This is a genomic window from Hafnia sp. HMSC23F03 (genome assembly GCF_001816025.1).
In the GTDB taxonomy this organism is placed as follows: Bacteria; Pseudomonadota; Gammaproteobacteria; order Enterobacterales; family Enterobacteriaceae; genus Hafnia; species Hafnia paralvei.
On sequence record NZ_KV824186.1, the window covers coordinates 36,959 to 54,336 of the forward strand.

At 48.9% G+C, this 17,378-nt stretch carries 15 protein-coding genes; 5 read left to right on the forward strand and 10 right to left on the reverse strand.

All coding sequences use genetic code 11. The features are described from left to right. Positions 1 to 204: 204 nt before the first annotated feature. From bcsE to bcsG, 3 genes are read left to right on the forward strand one after another with little or no spacing between them, the layout of a single operon-like run. A complete protein-coding gene (bcsE, locus tag HMPREF3091_RS00140; protein WP_070713087.1) occupies positions 205 to 1,767 on the forward strand; it encodes a cellulose biosynthesis protein BcsE in 1,563 nt (520 codons plus the stop codon). Beyond that, the gene (gene bcsF / locus HMPREF3091_RS00145; protein WP_004091122.1) at positions 1,764 to 1,985 is read left to right on the forward strand and encodes a cellulose biosynthesis protein BcsF; all 222 of its coding nucleotides are present in this window, start codon (positions 1,764 to 1,766) and stop codon (positions 1,983 to 1,985) included. The genes bcsE and bcsF overlap by 4 nt, the downstream gene beginning before the upstream one ends. Beyond that, a complete protein-coding gene (gene bcsG / locus HMPREF3091_RS00150) occupies positions 1,972 to 3,639 on the forward strand; it encodes a cellulose biosynthesis protein BcsG (RefSeq protein ID WP_070713090.1) in 1,668 nt (555 codons plus the stop codon). The genes bcsF and bcsG overlap by 14 nt, the downstream gene beginning before the upstream one ends. A 431-nt stretch (positions 3,640 to 4,070) precedes the next feature. On the opposite strand, the gene dppF is transcribed toward bcsG, so the two are convergent. From dppF to dppA, 5 genes are all read right to left on the reverse strand, one after another. After that, the gene (dppF, locus tag HMPREF3091_RS00155; RefSeq protein ID WP_004091124.1) at positions 4,071 to 5,078 is read right to left on the reverse strand and encodes a dipeptide ABC transporter ATP-binding subunit DppF; all 1,008 of its coding nucleotides are present in this window, start codon (positions 5,076 to 5,078) and stop codon (positions 4,071 to 4,073) included. After that, complete coding sequence (gene dppD / locus HMPREF3091_RS00160) at positions 5,075 to 6,055, reverse strand: dipeptide ABC transporter ATP-binding protein (RefSeq protein WP_004091125.1); 981 nt, start codon at positions 6,053 to 6,055, stop codon at positions 5,075 to 5,077. The genes dppF and dppD overlap by 4 nt, the downstream gene beginning before the upstream one ends. Before the next feature lie 19 nt (positions 6,056 to 6,074). Beyond that, positions 6,075 to 6,980 (reverse strand): dipeptide ABC transporter permease DppC, encoded by a 906-nt coding sequence (gene dppC, locus HMPREF3091_RS00165; protein ID WP_035502787.1) that lies wholly within the window; start codon positions 6,978 to 6,980, stop codon positions 6,075 to 6,077. An 11-nt stretch (positions 6,981 to 6,991) separates the two neighbouring features. After that, positions 6,992 to 8,011 carry a dipeptide ABC transporter permease DppB gene (dppB, locus tag HMPREF3091_RS00170; protein ID WP_070713093.1) on the reverse strand — a complete coding sequence of 340 codons (1,020 nt, stop codon included), beginning with the start codon at positions 8,009 to 8,011 and terminating at the stop codon, positions 6,992 to 6,994. A 179-nt stretch (positions 8,012 to 8,190) separates the two neighbouring features. Then, a complete protein-coding gene (gene dppA, locus HMPREF3091_RS00175) occupies positions 8,191 to 9,819 on the reverse strand; it encodes a dipeptide ABC transporter periplasmic-binding protein DppA (protein WP_050854769.1) in 1,629 nt (542 codons plus the stop codon). A gap of 574 nt (positions 9,820 to 10,393) precedes the next feature. On the opposite strand from dppA, the gene HMPREF3091_RS00180 reads away from it, so the two are divergent. Then, on the forward strand, positions 10,394 to 10,882 hold the full coding sequence (locus HMPREF3091_RS00180) for a YbaK/prolyl-tRNA synthetase associated domain-containing protein (RefSeq protein WP_070713096.1): 489 nt from the start codon (positions 10,394 to 10,396) through the stop codon (positions 10,880 to 10,882). A 63-nt stretch (positions 10,883 to 10,945) separates the two neighbouring features. On the opposite strand, the gene HMPREF3091_RS00185 is transcribed toward HMPREF3091_RS00180, so the two are convergent. From HMPREF3091_RS00185 to idi, 5 genes are all read right to left on the reverse strand, one after another. Next, a complete protein-coding gene (locus HMPREF3091_RS00185; RefSeq protein WP_070713099.1) occupies positions 10,946 to 12,508 on the reverse strand; it encodes a methyl-accepting chemotaxis protein in 1,563 nt (520 codons plus the stop codon). Positions 12,509 to 12,772: 264 nt separating this feature from the next. Then, complete coding sequence (eptB, locus tag HMPREF3091_RS00190; RefSeq protein ID WP_070713102.1) at positions 12,773 to 14,440, reverse strand: kdo(2)-lipid A phosphoethanolamine 7''-transferase; 1,668 nt, start codon at positions 14,438 to 14,440, stop codon at positions 12,773 to 12,775. A gap of 261 nt (positions 14,441 to 14,701) precedes the next feature. Next, positions 14,702 to 15,556 (reverse strand): pyrroline-5-carboxylate reductase, encoded by an 855-nt coding sequence (gene proC / locus HMPREF3091_RS00195; protein WP_004091136.1) that lies wholly within the window; start codon positions 15,554 to 15,556, stop codon positions 14,702 to 14,704. 163 nt (positions 15,557 to 15,719) lie between these two features. Beyond that, complete coding sequence (locus HMPREF3091_RS00200) at positions 15,720 to 15,977, reverse strand: multiple stress resistance protein BhsA (protein WP_070713105.1); 258 nt, start codon at positions 15,975 to 15,977, stop codon at positions 15,720 to 15,722. Between the two features lie 329 nt (positions 15,978 to 16,306). Then, positions 16,307 to 16,816, reverse strand: a complete 510-nt coding sequence (gene idi / locus HMPREF3091_RS00205) for an isopentenyl-diphosphate Delta-isomerase (protein ID WP_070713107.1) — start codon at positions 16,814 to 16,816, stop codon at positions 16,307 to 16,309. A gap of 133 nt (positions 16,817 to 16,949) precedes the next feature. Between idi and HMPREF3091_RS00210 the strand changes: the two genes are divergently transcribed. Further along, entirely contained in the window at positions 16,950 to 17,363 is a 414-nt protein-coding gene (locus tag HMPREF3091_RS00210; protein WP_004091143.1) for an ACT domain-containing protein, read from the forward strand. The last annotated feature ends 15 nt before the right edge of the window (positions 17,364 to 17,378 follow it).

Sequence of the window (17,378 nt, forward strand, 5' to 3'; positions counted from 1 at the left end):
GCATCAGTCTTAGTAATTTGTCGTAAATTATTTATAATGTTACATTCGTTTATCTTTTTTCGCTAGTAGACCGCATACGTCAAATAAATTATCGCCGTAGATAAAAAGCGACACAAAAAATCTATTGCAACTAGGATAAATCTAGCGATTAGGTAAAAACGTTAGGCTTGATGGGTATAATCACATTCAGAGAATTAACACTCTATGGCGCTATCTTTTTCTCTTGGGGTTCATCAACTATGGGATGAGCTTCTTATAATGCAAGCTCCCGGCCTCTATTGGATTAGTGCAGACCGTGAAGTTGATGCCAAAAGCTTTTGTCAGCAGGTCATCTCAAACCAGCCTGCAGAAACACGCGCAGCGCTAATCAGCGTAAAGTGTCCACCGCAGGATATTATCGGCGCCAACTACACGCGTGGCCCCAATAAACTTCCCATTTACTCACTTCCCGAAAAGCGTAAAGCGTTATTTCAATTTACGGAAGATCTGATGCGAGGCCTACATCCGAAAAACCGACTGCTGGTTTTATTCACGCCATCAGGAATTTGGGAGCAGTTGCAACCCTATGAACTGACCGAATGGATGCGAGATACCGCACGCTGGCTACGCCAACAAAATTGCACCTTGTTGATTATCGATTATGGCAAAAGTGCAAATAGCCAGAGAACAATGCTTCAGTCCCAACATCGCACGCTGTGCGGCTTGGCAAGCTTACGCTGGCTGCAAGACCTGCACCGCTACGACGTTGCCTACTGGTGTAATCAAAATGGCGTTACCGCGCAGCAGGACGTGAGCGTCTATTTTGATGAGCACGGTTGGCATGCCCATGAAGATACGCCACAGGCACCGCAGCCTCGCAACGATGAACAAATCTATATGGCTCATAAAGCCGTATTGGAAGGCGCGCCACCGCTCTCTGAAAACTGGCAATTATTTGAAAGCAACCTGGCGTTGTTTAATGCCGCCTACGCCGCACAAGCCTGTACGCTAGTTTTCCAGCTTTCCAATAGCGATCAAATTGATACGTTAGCGCGTAAAATTCATAGCCTGCGCCGCCAGCGCGGCAAGGCGATCAAACTGGTGGTGCGCGAAAGCACGACCTGTCTACGTTTCAGCGACGAGCGACTGTTGTTGGCCTGTGGCGCTAACCTGATAATCCCGCACAATGCGCCACTATCACGTTGTCTAACAATGTTGGAAAGTATTCAAGGGCAAACCTATCCCCGCCATGTGCCGTCAGACATTGACCTGCTGATTGAAGCCATGCGTCCGCTGAACCTGAAAGGATATATCCCTTACAACGCCTTCTGCGAAACGCTGATGTCTTTGATGAATAACACTTTATTACCGGAGGATAGCAAAGGCATTTTAATTGCCCTACGTCCCGTTCCTGGATTGCGCGCTGAGCAGGTATTAACAATCTGCCGAACCCGTCGCTTTGGTGATTTGGTGACTATCGATGAAAACCGGCTAACACTGTTTCTTTCATCGTGTAGAATCAATGACTTAGATATCGCGCTTAGCCATATATTCCCATTACCGGTCGATGAAGTCTTCACAAATCGCATGGTGTGGTATCAAGACAAGCTGATCATCGCCGAACTACAGCAGATGCAGTCCAACAAGCCATCTAACTGGCACCTTTCAGATCGCATAACGCCGCTGGTAAGCCGCAAAAACAGTGAATCTGCTGCGGAACATCCTTTGCGCCATTCACCGCAGCCAATTAGGCTATTGCTCACGCCAAGTCAGGAGCGTGTGGAATGATGAACAGCATGGATATTTTGCAAATCATCATCGTCTGTGCGGTGATACTTCTGCCATTGGGCTACTATTTGCGTAAAAAATTACCCCATATTCTGCAATCAATACGCCAAGTACTCTTCACGCCGCGCTATTTAAAATCCGAGGGGATCCTGCGGCGTAACACTCGCTTAGAACGTAATACTTCTGTCACGGTAGACCGTAAAAATGACCAAAAATAGTAACTCCACGAATACCTTAACGGACCTGTGGCACTACTGGCGCGGACTCGGAGGCTGGAATTTCTACTTCCTGCTGAAGTTCGCTCTGTTGTGGTTTGGTTATCTTAATTTTGATGCGCTATCAAACCTGATATTCCTCGCCTTTTTGCTGTTTCCTCTGCCAAACGTTCGTTTGCATCGCTGGCGTAACTGGATAGCGATCCCTATTGGGATTGGCCTGTTCTATCACGATACATGGCTACCGGGGATTAACAGCATCATGAGCCAAGGTTCGCAGCTGGCGGGCTTCTCAGCCTCCTATCTGCTGGACTTAGTGAATCGCTTCATTAACTGGAAAATGATTGGCGCTGGCTTTGTTATGCTGGTTGGCTATCTTTTTATCTCACAGTGGATACGCGTTACCGTATTCGTCGTCGGGGCTCTTGTGTGGTTAAACGTGCTGCAGATTGCCGGTCCTGCATTCTCACTCACACCGGATACCGCCAGCTCGAATACCACAACAGCATCGGCAGCATCTTCCGATGCCAGCACAAACTCAGCAGATGCGAATAGCGAGCTTCCTGCGCAAACCGCACCGCCCGACAATAAGAATCTTTCGGCTTATCTTGACGCATTCTATGCCAGTGAAAAGCAGCGCCAAACTCAGTTCCCAACGGCGCTACCGACGGACGCGCAGCCATTCGATTTGTTGATTATCAACATCTGTTCTTTGGCGTGGTCTGATGTGGATGCTATTGGCTTGCAGGATCACCCGCTGTGGAAACACTTCGATATTCTGTTTAAAAACTTTAACTCTGCCACCGCCTACAGCGGCCCTGCGTCGATTCGCCTGTTGCGTGCGAGCTGTGGCCAGCCTTCGCATAAAGAGCTCTACTCTGTCGCAGGCCAGCAATGCTATCTGATGGATAATTTGGCTAAATTGGGCTTTGGTCAGAGACTCATCATGGACCACTCAGGTAAGTTCGGTAACTACTTGGAAGACCTGCGCAAAGATGCCGGTTTGCAGACGCCGTTGGAATCTCAGGCAGGGATTTCGCATGAGCTCACGTCGTTTGATGGCGAACCGATATTTAACGATTTAGAAATTTTACAACGCTGGCAGCAAACGGTTGAAAAGTCAGGCGATGCACGTACCGCGACCTTCTTTAATCTGATCCCGCTGCATGACGGTAACCGTATGGTTGGTAGTAGCAAGAGTGCCGACTACAAGCCCCGCGCACAAAAACTGTTTGATCAGCTAGACGCATTCCTAACGCAGCTTGAGAAATCAAATCGCAAAGTGATGGTGGTTGTCGTGCCTGAGCATGGTGCCGCACTCGTTGGGGATAAAATGCAGATGTCAGGCCTGCGTGATATTCCAAGCCCAAACATCACGCACGTCCCAGTAGGAATCAAATTTATCGGGATGAAAGCGCCGCAACCGACTGAAATCATTATCGATCAGCCAAGCAGCTATCTGGCTCTTTCCGAATTGGTAGCTCGTTCCGTTGACGGTAAAATCTTCACTGAAGACAGCGTAAACTGGCAAGCCTTGCTGAAAGGGCTACCGCAGACGGCACCGGTGTCAGAGAACGATAACGCCATCGTGATTCAGTATCAGGGCAAACCTTATATCCGCCTCAACGGTGGCGATTGGGTACCTTACCCGCAGTAATATCGCGTACAAAACAGCGTACCTAAAGGCTCCCCCAAAGGGAGCCTTTTCAATATATATACCCTTAAATCACATTTATAACGCTGTGTTGGCTATGCTCAAATACACAGAGAATATCTCTTCCGTAACGGAAAGCATTTAATTATGTACATTTGAATGGACACTCTAGGCATTAAAAAATATCTATTTTTGATTGTTTAATACCCCCATCAAATGCTTCAAGTAATAACGATTTCCATATTAGGATATTTCCACACCCATGAATGAGTCATAGCGAACTTATAGCTTGCTAATATAATTTACAGGCATAACTTTATAGAACATTAAAGACGCACTAAATATAAGGTTATTGATCTCGCGACTGTCTTATTCTTCAAATAAAAAAAGAGCTCTTTTCAGAGCTCTCAAAATAGAATCCGGATAAATCGATACTAAGCGCTTTCTGCTGCTTCATCCTGATCCACGGCAAAACAGGCAATCAGCTGTTCACCATACTGTTTCAGCTGTGGCTGTAGCTGCTTACAAGTGCCAAATGCACGACGGCAGCGCGCGTTAAAGGCGCAGCCTGGCGGTGGATTTAACGGACTTGGCAGCTCACCGGTCAACTTGATTCGCTCGCGGCGCATGTCTGGATTCAAGCGTGGCGTCGCAGAGAGTAGCGCTTGGGTATAAGGATGTCGCGGATTGTTAAACACGGCATCCTTCGGCCCTTTTTCCACACAGCGCCCCAAATACATCACCATGACTTCATCAGCAATGTGCTCCACCACCGACAAGTCATGAGAGATAAAGACATAAGACAGCCCCATCTCTTGCTGCAAATCCATCATCAGGTTCAGTACCTGAGCGCGCACCGAAACGTCCAGCGCAGAAACAGGCTCATCGGCGATTACCACGTCAGGATTGAGCATCAAACCGCGCGCAATCGCTATACGCTGACGCTGCCCACCGGAAAACATATGGGGATAACGATCGTAATGCTCAGTTTTCAATCCTACTTTCGCCATCATCGCTAATGCTTTTTCGCGACGTTCAGCGGCGCTAAGCGACGTATTGATAGTGAGCGGTTCCTCCAAAATGGCCCCGACTTTCTTGCGTGGATTTAGCGATGCATAGGGATTTTGGAACACGATTTGGATTTTCTGCCGACGCAGTTTTTCCGCTGTTGCATCCGGCTTAAGCAAATCCTGTCCTTGATAATAAAGTTCACCACCGGTAGGGATTTCAATCATGGTTAATAGGCGACCCAGCGTCGACTTACCACAGCCAGACTCACCAACCACAGCCAGCGTTTTGCCGCGTTCCAACGTAAACGAGACTCCATCAAGCGCTTTAACCAAACGTTCCGCGCCGAATAAACCTTTTTTCACCGGATAATGTTTTTTCAGATCGATAGCCTGAAGCAGCGGTGCCTGCTTATTCAGTGTTGCGTGACTCATAGCGTGGGTCTCCCCGCATCATCAAGCGGCGTATGGCATTTTGCCCTGCGTCCGTTGATATCTTTAAGTTCTGGCTCAACTTGACGGCACAAATCGTTGGCATACGGACAACGAGGGTTAAGCAGGCAGCCGTTTGGTCGATCGTATTTACCCGGAACAACACCGGGTAGCGATGCCAATCGCGCCTTATCGGCGGCAAACTCCGGCAACGCACGCAGCAGAGCCTGAGTGTAAGGGTGGCGTGGGGTACGGAAAATTTCCTGTGCAGTCCCCGCTTCCACCACCTGCCCTGCATACATCACGATAATCTTATGGGCTGCTTCTGCGACCAGTGCCAAATCGTGGGTAATCAGCACCAGCGCCATATTCTCTTTTTGCTGTAGCTCCAACAGTAGCTCGATAATCTGTGCCTGAATGGTAACGTCCAGCGCCGTGGTGGGTTCATCAGCAATAAGCAGTTTTGGCCGACAGGCAATGGCCATTGCAATCATCACTCGCTGGCTCATACCGCCAGAAAGCTGATGCGGGTAAACGTCCAAACGCGAGCCCGGATCGGGAATGCCTACCAGAGTCAGCAGATCGATAGCGCGCTGACGACGTGTACTGCGGTTGCCCCCCTGATGCACCTTGAGCGCTTCCATAATCTGAAAGCCCACGGTGTAACACGGATTCAGGCTAGTCATCGGATCCTGAAAAATCATTGCCACTTCAGCACCCACAATCTGGCGGCGCTCTTTTTCAGAAATCTTCTGCAAATCAATATTGTTAAAGCTCAAACTGTTCGCCGTCACACGGCCGGGAAAGTCAATCAGCCCCATGATGGCTAGAGAACTCACTGACTTACCAGAGCCTGATTCACCAACGATGCCGACAACTTCACCCTGATTAACGCTGTAGCTGATGCGATCAACGGCGCGGAACGGCGCTTCTTTTTCACCGAAGTGAACTGATAGCTCGTTAACTTCTAATAAAGCCATAATATTCTACCTCTACCCACTACTGCTTAAGACGCGGATCTAACGCATCGCGTAATCCATCGCCCATCAGGTTAAATGCCAAGACCGTCAGCAAAATCGCTAAGCCAGGGAAGGTCACGACCCACCACGCGCTTTGCGCAAATTGCAGCACGTCAGACAACATGGTTCCCCACTCTGGCGTTGGCGGCTGAGCACCCATACCGAGGAAACCTAATGCAGCCATATCGAGGATGGCATTCGAAAAACCTAACGACGCCTGTACAATCAAAGGCGCTAAGCAGTTAGGCAGAATATTGATAAACATCTGGCGCATCGCACCTGCGCCCGCCACACGAGAAGCGGTCACATAATCGCGGTTCACCTCAACCAACACCGCTGCACGCGTTAAGCGCACGTAGTGCGGCAGCGCAACAAAGGTTAACGCCAATGACGCGTTAACAATCGACGGGCCAAAAATAGCCACCAAAACCAGAGCCAACAGCAGGCTTGGCAAGGCCAGCATGATGTCCACAATACGCATGATGACGGCATCAACCACACCGCCAAAATATCCTGCCAGCAGGCCGAATATCACGCCGAGGATCAGCGACAATACGACCACCAGACATCCCACCAGCAGTGACAAGCGCGCACCATAAATCAGACGCGACAGCACATCACGGCCTACGTCATCAGTGCCAAGAATAAATTTCCAACTGCCGCCGTCTTGCCACACGGGAGGTTTAAGCAAGGCATCGCGGAACTGTTCCGCTGGCAGATGCGGAGCCAACACGTTTGCACCAATCGCCAAGATTAAAACGATGACGATATAGACCAACCCCACCACCGCGCCTTTGTTGCGTTTGAAGTAGTGCCAGAATTCTTGAAACGGAGTCATCGGCTTTGGCGCGCTTATTGCCGGGGACGTTGTTGTAACGTTAGACATCGTTGCGCCTCCTATTTCTTATGGCGAATGCGTGGGTTAACGACGCCATACAGCACATCAACCAGCAGGTTAACCAGAATGATCATGATGGCCACCAATAGCACACCACCTTGCACCACCGGATAATCTCGGCGCTGCAAAGCATCAATCAACCAGCGTCCTAACCCCGGCCAAGAGAAGATGGTTTCTGTCAGGATCGCCCCCGCCAGCAGCGTCCCCACCTGTAAGCCAATCACCGTAACCACCGGCAACAGCGCATTGCGCAACGCATGTACAATAATCACGCGCATACGTCCCAAACCTTTCGCGCGAGCGGTACGAATATAGTCTTCACTCAGCACTTCCAACATTGAGGAACGGGTCATACGCACAATGACCGCCAATGGGATAGTACCCAGCACAATCGCAGGTAAAATCATGTGCATGACTGCATCTTTGAAATCACCCGGCTCTCCCCACAATAGGGTGTCAATCAGCATAAATCCGGTTAACGGATAGCTATCATCAAGGAAAACACTGTCGTCTATGCGCCCCGATACGGGCGTGAGATTGAGCTGTACCGATACCAGCATGATAAGCATGATCCCCCACCAGAAAATCGGCATGGAATAGCCTGTCAGCGAGATACCGACAGCGGTATGATCGAATATGGAGCCGCGCTTCACCGCAGCCAATACGCCAACCGGTATACCCACCGCGATAGCGAATAACATCGCACAGATACCGAGTTCCAGCGTGGCCTTAAAACGGGGGACAAACTCAACCCAAACTGGCGTACGGCTCTTGAGCGAGGTGCCCAAATCACCGTGCAGTACGTCTTTGACGTAGATGAAATATTGTTGATACAGCGGTTTATCCAAGCCCATTTCCGTCATCATCTGAGCATGACGTTCGGCGGAGATCCCGCGTTCCCCTGCCATGATCGTGACCGGATCGCCGGGGATCATGTGAACAAAAGCAAACGTTAATAACGTTATGCCAATAAACGTTGGGATCACTAACCCCAAACGCCGGAGTATGAACTGCAACATATCCCGTACTCTCTATTTTTATGATTGAAGCATTGCTCACAGTACAGCTACGTCTAACGGAGACCCCACCCTAACGCTCCCCTTCACAGAAGAGCGTTGAATGATGAAAATGCCCACTCGGCACAATCTATTTCTATTCCTCCCCCTGATAAGAGGGAGGATGGGAGGGGTTAACGTGGTTAGTCGAGAGACACCTGGTCGAAGTGATGTTTACCTAATGGATCAACCACATAGCCTTTCACTTCTTTACGCACTGGCTCATAAACGGTGGAGTGAGCGATGATCAACGCCGGAGCCTGATCATGCATAACGACCTGAGCCTGCTTATAAAGTTCGGTGCGTTTTTCGTGATCGGATTCAGCGCGTGCAGGCTGGATCAAATCTTCAAACGGCTTGTAGCACCATCTTGAGTAGTTAGAACCATCTTTGGCAGACTGACAGCTAAACAGCGTCGCGAAGAAGTTATCTGGATCCCCATTGTCACCAGTCCATCCCATCATCACGGTCTGATGCTCGCCGTCTTTCGCACGTTTCAGGTATTCGCCCCACTCATAGGTAACGATCTTGGCTTTTACACCCACCTTCGCCCAGTCAGCCTGAATCATCTCAGCCATACGGCGAGCATTCGGGTTGTATGGACGCTGTACCGGCATAGCCCACAGGTCGATAGCAAAACCATCTGCCAAGCCCGCTTCTTTCAACAACTCTTTTGCTTTCGCAGGGTCGTATGCGTAGTCGGTGATTTTGTCGTTGTAGCTCCACATGGTCGGTGGGATCAGGTTCTTCGCTGGCTGACCCGCTTTCTGATACACCGCTTCAATGATCGCCTCTTTATTTACCGCCATCGTCAGTGCCTGACGCACTTTCACGTTATCCAGCGGTTTTTTCTCAACGTTATACGACAGGTAGCCAACGTTCAGACCCGGCTGCTCCATCAACGTAATACTTTTATCTTGCTTCATGCGGTCAATGTCAGCCGGATTTGGATACGGCATCACCTGACACTCATTTTTTTGCAGTTTGGCATAGCGCACGGAAGCATCCGGCGTAATAGAGAAGACTAAGCGATCGATTTTTGGCTTAGGTCCCCAGTAATCTTTGAACGGCTTGTACAGGATTTTGGAGTCTTTCTGATATTGCACCAATTGGAATGGCCCCGTACCCAGCGGCTCTAGGTCGATCTTCTCTGGTGTACCCGCCTTCATCATCGCATCGGCGTATTCAGCAGATAAAATAGACGCGAAGTCCATGGCCAAATCAGCCAAGAACGGTGATTCAGGACGCGTCAGTTCAAAGCGCACGGTGTTATCGTCCACTTTTTCCACTTTGCTGATCAATTCACCCAAGCCCATACCTTGGAAATACTCATAGGTGCCACCGGACACTTTGTAGTACGGGTTTTTGTCATCTTTCTGACGCATAAAGGAGAACACGATGTCATCAGCGTTCAAATCACGCGTTGGGGTAAACAGCTTGCTGCCTTGCCACTTCACACCTTTACGCAGATGGAAAGTGTAGGTTTTACCGTCTGGGCTGATCTCCCACTTTTCGGCTAAGCCCGGCTGGATCTCAGTGGTGCCCGTTTTGAACTCAACCAAACGGTTGTAGAGCGGTACAGAACTCGCATCGTAAGTTGTACCAGAAGTGAACAGCTGAGGGTTAAAACCTTCAGGTGAACCTTCTGAGCAATAAACCAGAGTTTTTGCCTGAGCACCGGCGGCCAGCGCCAGAGCAACCAGACCAATCCCCAACTTCAACGCACCTATTTTTTTTCCACGGTGAGTGGAGGTGTTCTTATAAGAAGACATAACGCTTGGCTCCGTAGTGATGTGTGTGTCTGCCAGATCTGTTTTTTTATATGCGACCCGTGCAGTGTTGGCTGAAAAGCCAAGGATGGGTGCAACCCGCATGCCAAAGAGAACGATTCTTCGGGGCCACATTGGGTAGCACTTGGAAGGGGCTTCCAGTGTTAATCACCCACCTATGCATACCAATTTCGCAAGTGTTTAAGGTGACGTCAATATAACCAAAGGTGATTTACAAGGACTGTGATATACAGCATACAAACATTAAAGAAACGTCTTGATAACATTTACAGGATTAAAATTTATGCTAGCAGTCGTTAGTCAGCTCATTTCACTGTGTAACAAAATTTTAATAGCGGATATCGCTGGCACAATTGCTGAAAAAATTATCGCCAAACGCTGAATATCTGAACAATTGGGTTTGTAATTTGCGGCATCGACAGGAGGAAATGCTGTTCTGAGCAAGGTCATGCTCCATTTCGGGGAGCCATTTTGGCTGTTTCGCATCATGTTAGGGCACGTTTAATCGCGCTAGAATGGCCTCATACCAACAGGAATTCATACGGGAGAAAACGGAATGTCTATTGCAACCTTTGATCGCCTCAGTGCTCTACTCGATGAACAGCAGGCACGCTACCGAGTCGTCGAGCACCCGACGGCAGGCAAATCGGAAGAGGTGGCTAAGATCCGTGGCACTCAGCTTGGCCAAGGCGCAAAGGCACTACTGTGTCATGTGAAAGGGAACGGTATTAAACAGCACGTGCTAGCCATTTTACCCGCAGATAAACAGGCGGATTTAAGCGCAGTGGCACACGGCATTGGCGGGACTCGTGCGTCGCTAGCTAGCCCAGTTGAAGTGGATACGCTGACCGACTGCGTTTTTGGCGCGATCCCTCCGTTTAGTTTCCATCCTGACTTATTGCTCGTTGCCGACCCGCTGTTGTTTGAACGCTTTGACGAGTTGGCCTTTAACGCAGGCACCCTTGAGCGCTCAGTGATCTTAAACACGCAAGACTACCAGCGTATTGCACAGCCTAAGCTGGTGCCGTTCGTGAAGCAGGAATAATTCGGTCTGCTCTCAGTAAAAAAGGCGCGACAAAAGCCGCGCCTAAACCTGTGTTATTCCACTTTAGCTTTGTGCCAGCTTAAACACGCCCATGCTCTGCATCAAATGCCCACTCTGCTCTTCTAAAGAGCCTGTTGCAGCAGCGGATTCTTCCACCAATGCGGCATTCTGTTGCGCCACCTGATCCATCTGAGAGATAGCCTGATTTACCTGCTCAATGCCGCGACTTTGTTCGTGTGAAGCCTCGGAGATCTCACTCATTAGCGTCGTTACCTGACGGATTTCGGTGGCGATCTCAGCCATGGTTTCACCCGCTGATGTCACCATTGACGATCCCTCTTTCACACGACGGGCAGAGTCTTCAATCAGCGTTTTGATCTCTTTCGCCGACTGAGCGCTGCGTTGTGCCAAGTTACGCACCTCGCCAGCTACTACGGCAAATCCACGCCCTTGCTCTCCAGCGCGGGCTGCCTCCACGGCCGCATTCAAAGCCAGAATATTGGTTTGGAAGGCTATGCCATCAATAACGCTGATAATATCGGCAATCTTCTGTGAACTGGTCGAAATACCCTGCATACGAGTAATCGCCTCGCTGACAATTTCAGCCCCTTTATCTGCCGTATGTGACACATTTCCAGCCAGGTGATTGGCTTGCTCGGCGTTATCTGCGTTTTGCTTCACCGTGGCAGTTAACTGCTCCATGCTGGCGGCCGTCTCTTCCAGAGAAGCGGCCAGCTCTTCGGTGTGCTGCGATAAATTACGGTTACCCGCGGTCAGCTCTCGCGCCCCCACTTCCACCTGTACACTGGCATCACGCACTTGGCTGACGGTATTGGCCAGCGACGTCTGCATACTACGTAAACGGCGGCCTAGCTTAGCAATCTCTGATTTACCTTCACTTTCAAGACTCTGAGATAAATCACCGTCGGCAATCAGCGAAACATGCGCATCCAGACGATCCAATGGATGCAAAATAATTTTGCGCAATGCAACCCAGCACAGTGCACCAATCAACAACGAGAAGGCAAATGCACAGCTGATGATGATCAGATCGCGCTGGTAGTCATTTTGCGCATCTTGCAGAGCTTTCTGCCCGACTTCATCAGCAAAACCACGGAAGTCGCGCAAATCCTGATCGAAATTAGCGGACAGGTTGCGCAACTGATCTTCCAGTAGGGCGTAATATTTCGCGCTATCATTCGACTTCAGCGCTTGTAACATCGGACGTAATGCTTGGCTCACATAAATCTGATAGCTATTTTCCAACTCAGCGCTCAACTGTGCGCCACGTGGGGTTAACTTCTTCAGATCGGTAAATTTCTGCATCGCGGCATCAGATTCACTGATTAATTTTTCCGCTCGCTGGCGACTATCATCGGCTGCCGCTAGCTTACCCATCTCCATTTGTCGTACCGATAACGCACCCGCAGTGCGCGCTCGCAGGGTAGCATTAAAGCTGGCCGCCAACGGGCTTAGCTCTTCGGCCTGCACCTGATTGACAACGGCCAGTCTTTGATTGATTTGGCGAACAGATTGAATACCAATGATGCTAATCATCAGCAATAGCAGCGTATAAACAAGCATGATGATGGCCAGCCCACCACGGACTGTCAGGTGTTTACTCATATGGTGATATCCCTAGGAATTAAAGAGCCTGCAAAAGAGAGCGTTAGACGGGTATGTCTCGTCGCCAACGGGAATGCCTCTCTCTACGGAGAGTAAGTCCAGAACAGAGGAAACTGGCTAACGATTGATCAGTTTATCGGCGCTTTTAAGGGAAACTTGAGGAAAAATTCATGCCGAGGTATGGATGTTTAGATAAAAAAAGCCGGAGCGATAGATTCTCTCCGGCTTTGTAAGCCAACTGATTAAGTTAGCTAACTGATTAAATTAGAAACGACACCAGTTATTGTTTTCATTAATACCGCCATCTGGCGACGTATAACCTAAACACCCCAGAATGGAATCATAGAGCTCAACGTGGCGATGTGTCTGTCCCTGTTTGGCCTGCTTTTGTACTTGCGCAAACATTTTAGCGTTATCGCCAGATGCTAAGAACTTGTCGGATGCCCAGACCATCAGCGGTACGCGGAACTGTTCCGGCGGAGCCATTTCACGCGGCGTGCCGTGGAAATGTTCGTTGTCACTGATCGATTCGCCGTGATCGGAGGCATAGAACACCAACGCTTTTTTATCACGCACCTGATCAATCACGCTTTTAATCATGTTGTCCGTATACAAAATGCTGTTGTCGTATGAGTTCATCAGCTGTTCTTTGGTGCAAGAGTCATCAACCCCCATGCACTCCGGCTGAAACTTTGCATAGCTACGCGGGTAGCGTTGCGTATACAGATAATGCGATCCAGAGGTATGCAGAACCACCAGATGCTTGCCGTTAGGGTGCTTCTTCAACGAGTTTTTCAGCTCTTCCACCAGCAACATATCATCTACTGGTTTGCCATCGTTACGATGCTCTGCCGCAATCAGCTCACGGAAGGAGAAATTATCGGCATCGGTATTGTTGTAGAACCAAATCTCACTTTGCATCGCAAACAGCTCTGAGCTGAAGCCAATATGGTGAAGAACGGAGAAAATATTCTGCTCTTTTAGCGTGCGCTGAGCATTATTCTCAGTGCCGCCTTCACGCACAAACATGCAGCGTAAAGAAAGCTTGGTCGACGTATCACAGGACTCTCCACGGAACGCAGCCAAATTAGGCTCTTTCGCCAACAGAGGCGTAGTATCGCGCTCATAGCCAAGAATGCCCATGTGGTCCCAACGGGCGGTTTCGCCAATGATGAATACGATGTAAGTATCGTCAATCCCCTCAGGCGCAACATAGGTAAACTTCGCTGCAGGGTCGAATAAATCGGCCTCATCCTGACGCTCATCTAGCGCAGTGTAAGCATACAGGCCAAATGCCGCTAGCCAGTTTGATGGCAGATAAGAGTGGGCGACGACGCCGCCATAGCTCGGCATATCCACGTTGTTTTTCTGATCGATTTTCTTCTGCGCGGTCCCCATCATGTTTAATGGAACCCAAACCACGGCAACGATCACAGCCATAACAGCCAGAGATGAAATTCTCTTTCCAGGCGTTTTTAACTGTTCTAACAGCGTATTACGCCCAGAGCCTAACCAAATAATGGCTAACGGAATGATGCTAGCAGCGATAAACCAAAGGAGAAATTTCCAACCGACAACCTCGGAAAACAGCCCCAGATCTCCGGGCGAAAACACAGAAATGATAATACCGTAGCCAATCACGACGTTAAACGCTGTCATGTAGTAACTGGCTGCGACTGAAATCAGGGTAATTAGCGTGGCTGCAATCTGAAAGAATCGGCGACCACCCAGCGAACAAACTCTCAGCACAAAGAAAGTGAACAGGAGGACGACTAAAACTTCTAAACTTCCCGTCATCCATTTGGAAAAGTGGAGCCCTTCCTTAACTTCATCAAAACGGCGTAAAAAAACCGGAATATTGAGAAAAACACCAACATAAATCGCTAACATCAGCGCCTGCATTGGTTGTGATAGCAATTTTATTTTTCGCATTAATTTCTAAAACCCATTACTAACCCTAGAAGATATGAGACACACCACATTCTGAATCGTTCAGATACAGGAGGAATTTACCAAGAAAGTTCTCAATCGGCGAGGTAGTTCTCAATGAGTGAAAAGTCAACATCGATACGAAAACTTCATGAGTGCCTTATGATCAATATGTTGGCAGAATTTTTCGGGTAATAACATTAGCGATCGTCCTAGAAAAGGACGATCGCTTCGACATAAGCATTCGGGAGAGAGAGGAGGGAACTAGCGGCGACTCATTTCTTCAGATTTAGCCATGCAACTTTGCATTGCATCCATAACGGCTGCACGTAATCCTTTTTGCTCTAAGACTTTCACCGCTTCAATCGTGGTTCCACCCGGTGAGCACACCATATCTTTTAGCTCACCCGGATGTTTCCCTGTTTCCAACACCATTTTTGCCGACCCCATTACCGCCTGCGCAGCAAATTGATAGGCTTGAGCACGCGGCATACCACCAAGAACCGCGGCATCAGCCATAGCCTCAATAAACATAAACACATAGGCAGGAGCCGAGCCACTCACACCGACCACAGAGTGAATCAGGTATTCAGGGACAATTTCTGCTCGGCCAAAGCTACTAAAGATTTCAACGATAAGCGCGCTTTCATCTTCGCTGACCTGTTTATTCGGCGTTATCGACGACATTCCCGCATTGACGAGAGCTGGCGTATTAGGCATCACACGCACCACTTTTTGCCCGTCTTTAAGCGCAAACTCTAGCGTTTCGAGAGTCACCCCTGCGGCAATAGAAACTACAATTGCGTTGGGTTTCAAAGCGTCACGGATCTCACCCAGAATGTTCGCCATCATGTTTGGCTTAACGCCCACGATCAACACGTCAGCCTGTTTAGCCACTTCATCTGCGCTGTTTGCGCCACGGCTGCCAAATTCCTGGCTAATCGCTTCCACGCTTTTCGCACTACGGTTATACACCGTGATATTTTCTGCTGGGACCAATTTACTGGCGACCAATCCACCTAAGATCGCCTTGCCCATATTGCCACAGCCGATAAAACCGATTTTTTTATCCACGATGTTAATTCCCACAGTGCTCTCCTCAACGATCCCGTTGGACATGATTGACGCTTACGAATGCAATAGAGTTAGGCTACCACCAAAAACATGAGAAAGGCACCGTGTACAAACATGTTACAGACAGTGGTAAACAAAAAGGCCTCTCCCCATCATGGGGAAAGGCCTTTTCTGTTTTTGAAACTCAGGGTGCTAGAGGGGAGAAAACTTATTTGTACAGTTCTGCAGTAGCGTGCATGCGGTTATTCCCAGTCGTGGAAATGATGCGATAGGAAGATGCACCGGCCTGCTCAGCTTTGGCAGCAACACGAGCTTCTAAACCATCAAGCGTCGTTGCGCCGCTAACGGAAACCACACCCATTTTCTGCATATCAGAAGTCGGAACGGAAGACAGATCTGCGGCAGAAGCAGCAAATGCAGTTACAGAAAGTGCTAAAACTACAGCTAAATTTTTGATGCTTTTCATAATATTTACCTTTCTTGAATTTTTCTATGTTTTGAAAGGCACTTGCCTTCCGATGACTAAAGAATAGATCGGTTAACGAAGCGTTAAAATCGGATAGTTTTGAGCTTGTCATTCAATTTTTTTGAACTCAATTTGAACAACTTTACGAATAACGTTTAACTTCTGAATCAAAGCAGGAATAGCCGCTCTGGCTCAGTGAATAAATATGAGGAAAAACAGAGGGTAGCCCGTTATCAGGCCCAGAGGACAAAAAACGACATGGCCGACATTTCATTACAGAATAGGAATTTGTAAAACATTCCCTCTCCCATGACGGAAGAAGGAATCTGTTAGCCCAAGCGTTCAATCACTTTTGGCAGACATAGTCTAAACCACGGCGTAAAACGTTCAGGTTCTATTGCCATCTGCTCAATAATTTCATCCAGCGGATGGTAAGCGAAGGCGTCGGCTTCTTCTGAGTTAAGCTGCGGCACAACATTGCTGTGGCCGATGAACACATGAGCGAGTTCGTGCTCGATCAGCCCGCCCCCAACGTCAAGGCGATAACGTAATTCAAACGATTCGTGCAAGGCACACGCCATACCCATTTCCTGATATAAACGCCTCATTGCCGCCTCTTGAGTATCTTCGCCGGGAAATGGATGACCACAGCAGGTATTGCTCCATTGCCCACCCGCATGATATTTCCCCACCGCACGACGCTGAAGCAGTAGCTCTTGATGATCGTTAAAAACATACACAGAGATAGCCCGATGCAGCAGCCCTTGCTGATGAACGGCTAATTTTTCCATTCTGCCAACTGGCATGTCGCTTTCATCAACCAGAATCACTTCAATCATGGCCTTGTCCTCACGCAATCGCAGAGCATTACTATATGCCTATAAGCATACCTAATTGCAGCAAACTTTTTTTAATTTAACACCACATTAATAGCCCGCTACGCTTGCGCAAAAACGGAATGGAGAATTCAACATGAGCGGAATAAAAGAGATCACTCAACTACTGGCCTCTATGGAGCCAGCACTGAATCCGAATACCTTTGTATTTTGTACCAGCCAGAATCTAACACTGGAACAGGCTAGCAGCCTCAATCCGCTTGGCCTTTTTTTTGAAGCCGAAGGGCTCACCCTGATCTTACCGCGAGAAAATGCCCAAGCCGCCGGATTAGACGTCAGCAGCAATTTTTGCCAAATTACGCTAACGGTTCACTCTAGTCTTGAAGCTGTTGGCTTAACTGCCGCTATCGCCACCGAGCTAGCCGAGAATGGCATCAGCGCGAACGTAGTAGCCGCCTATTACCATGACCATATTTTCGTCCCGGAAGACGATGCTCAACGTGCACTTGCTGCTTTAGTTGCCCTACAGCAACGCAGCGCGCTGGCCTAAGTTGGGATCGTAAAA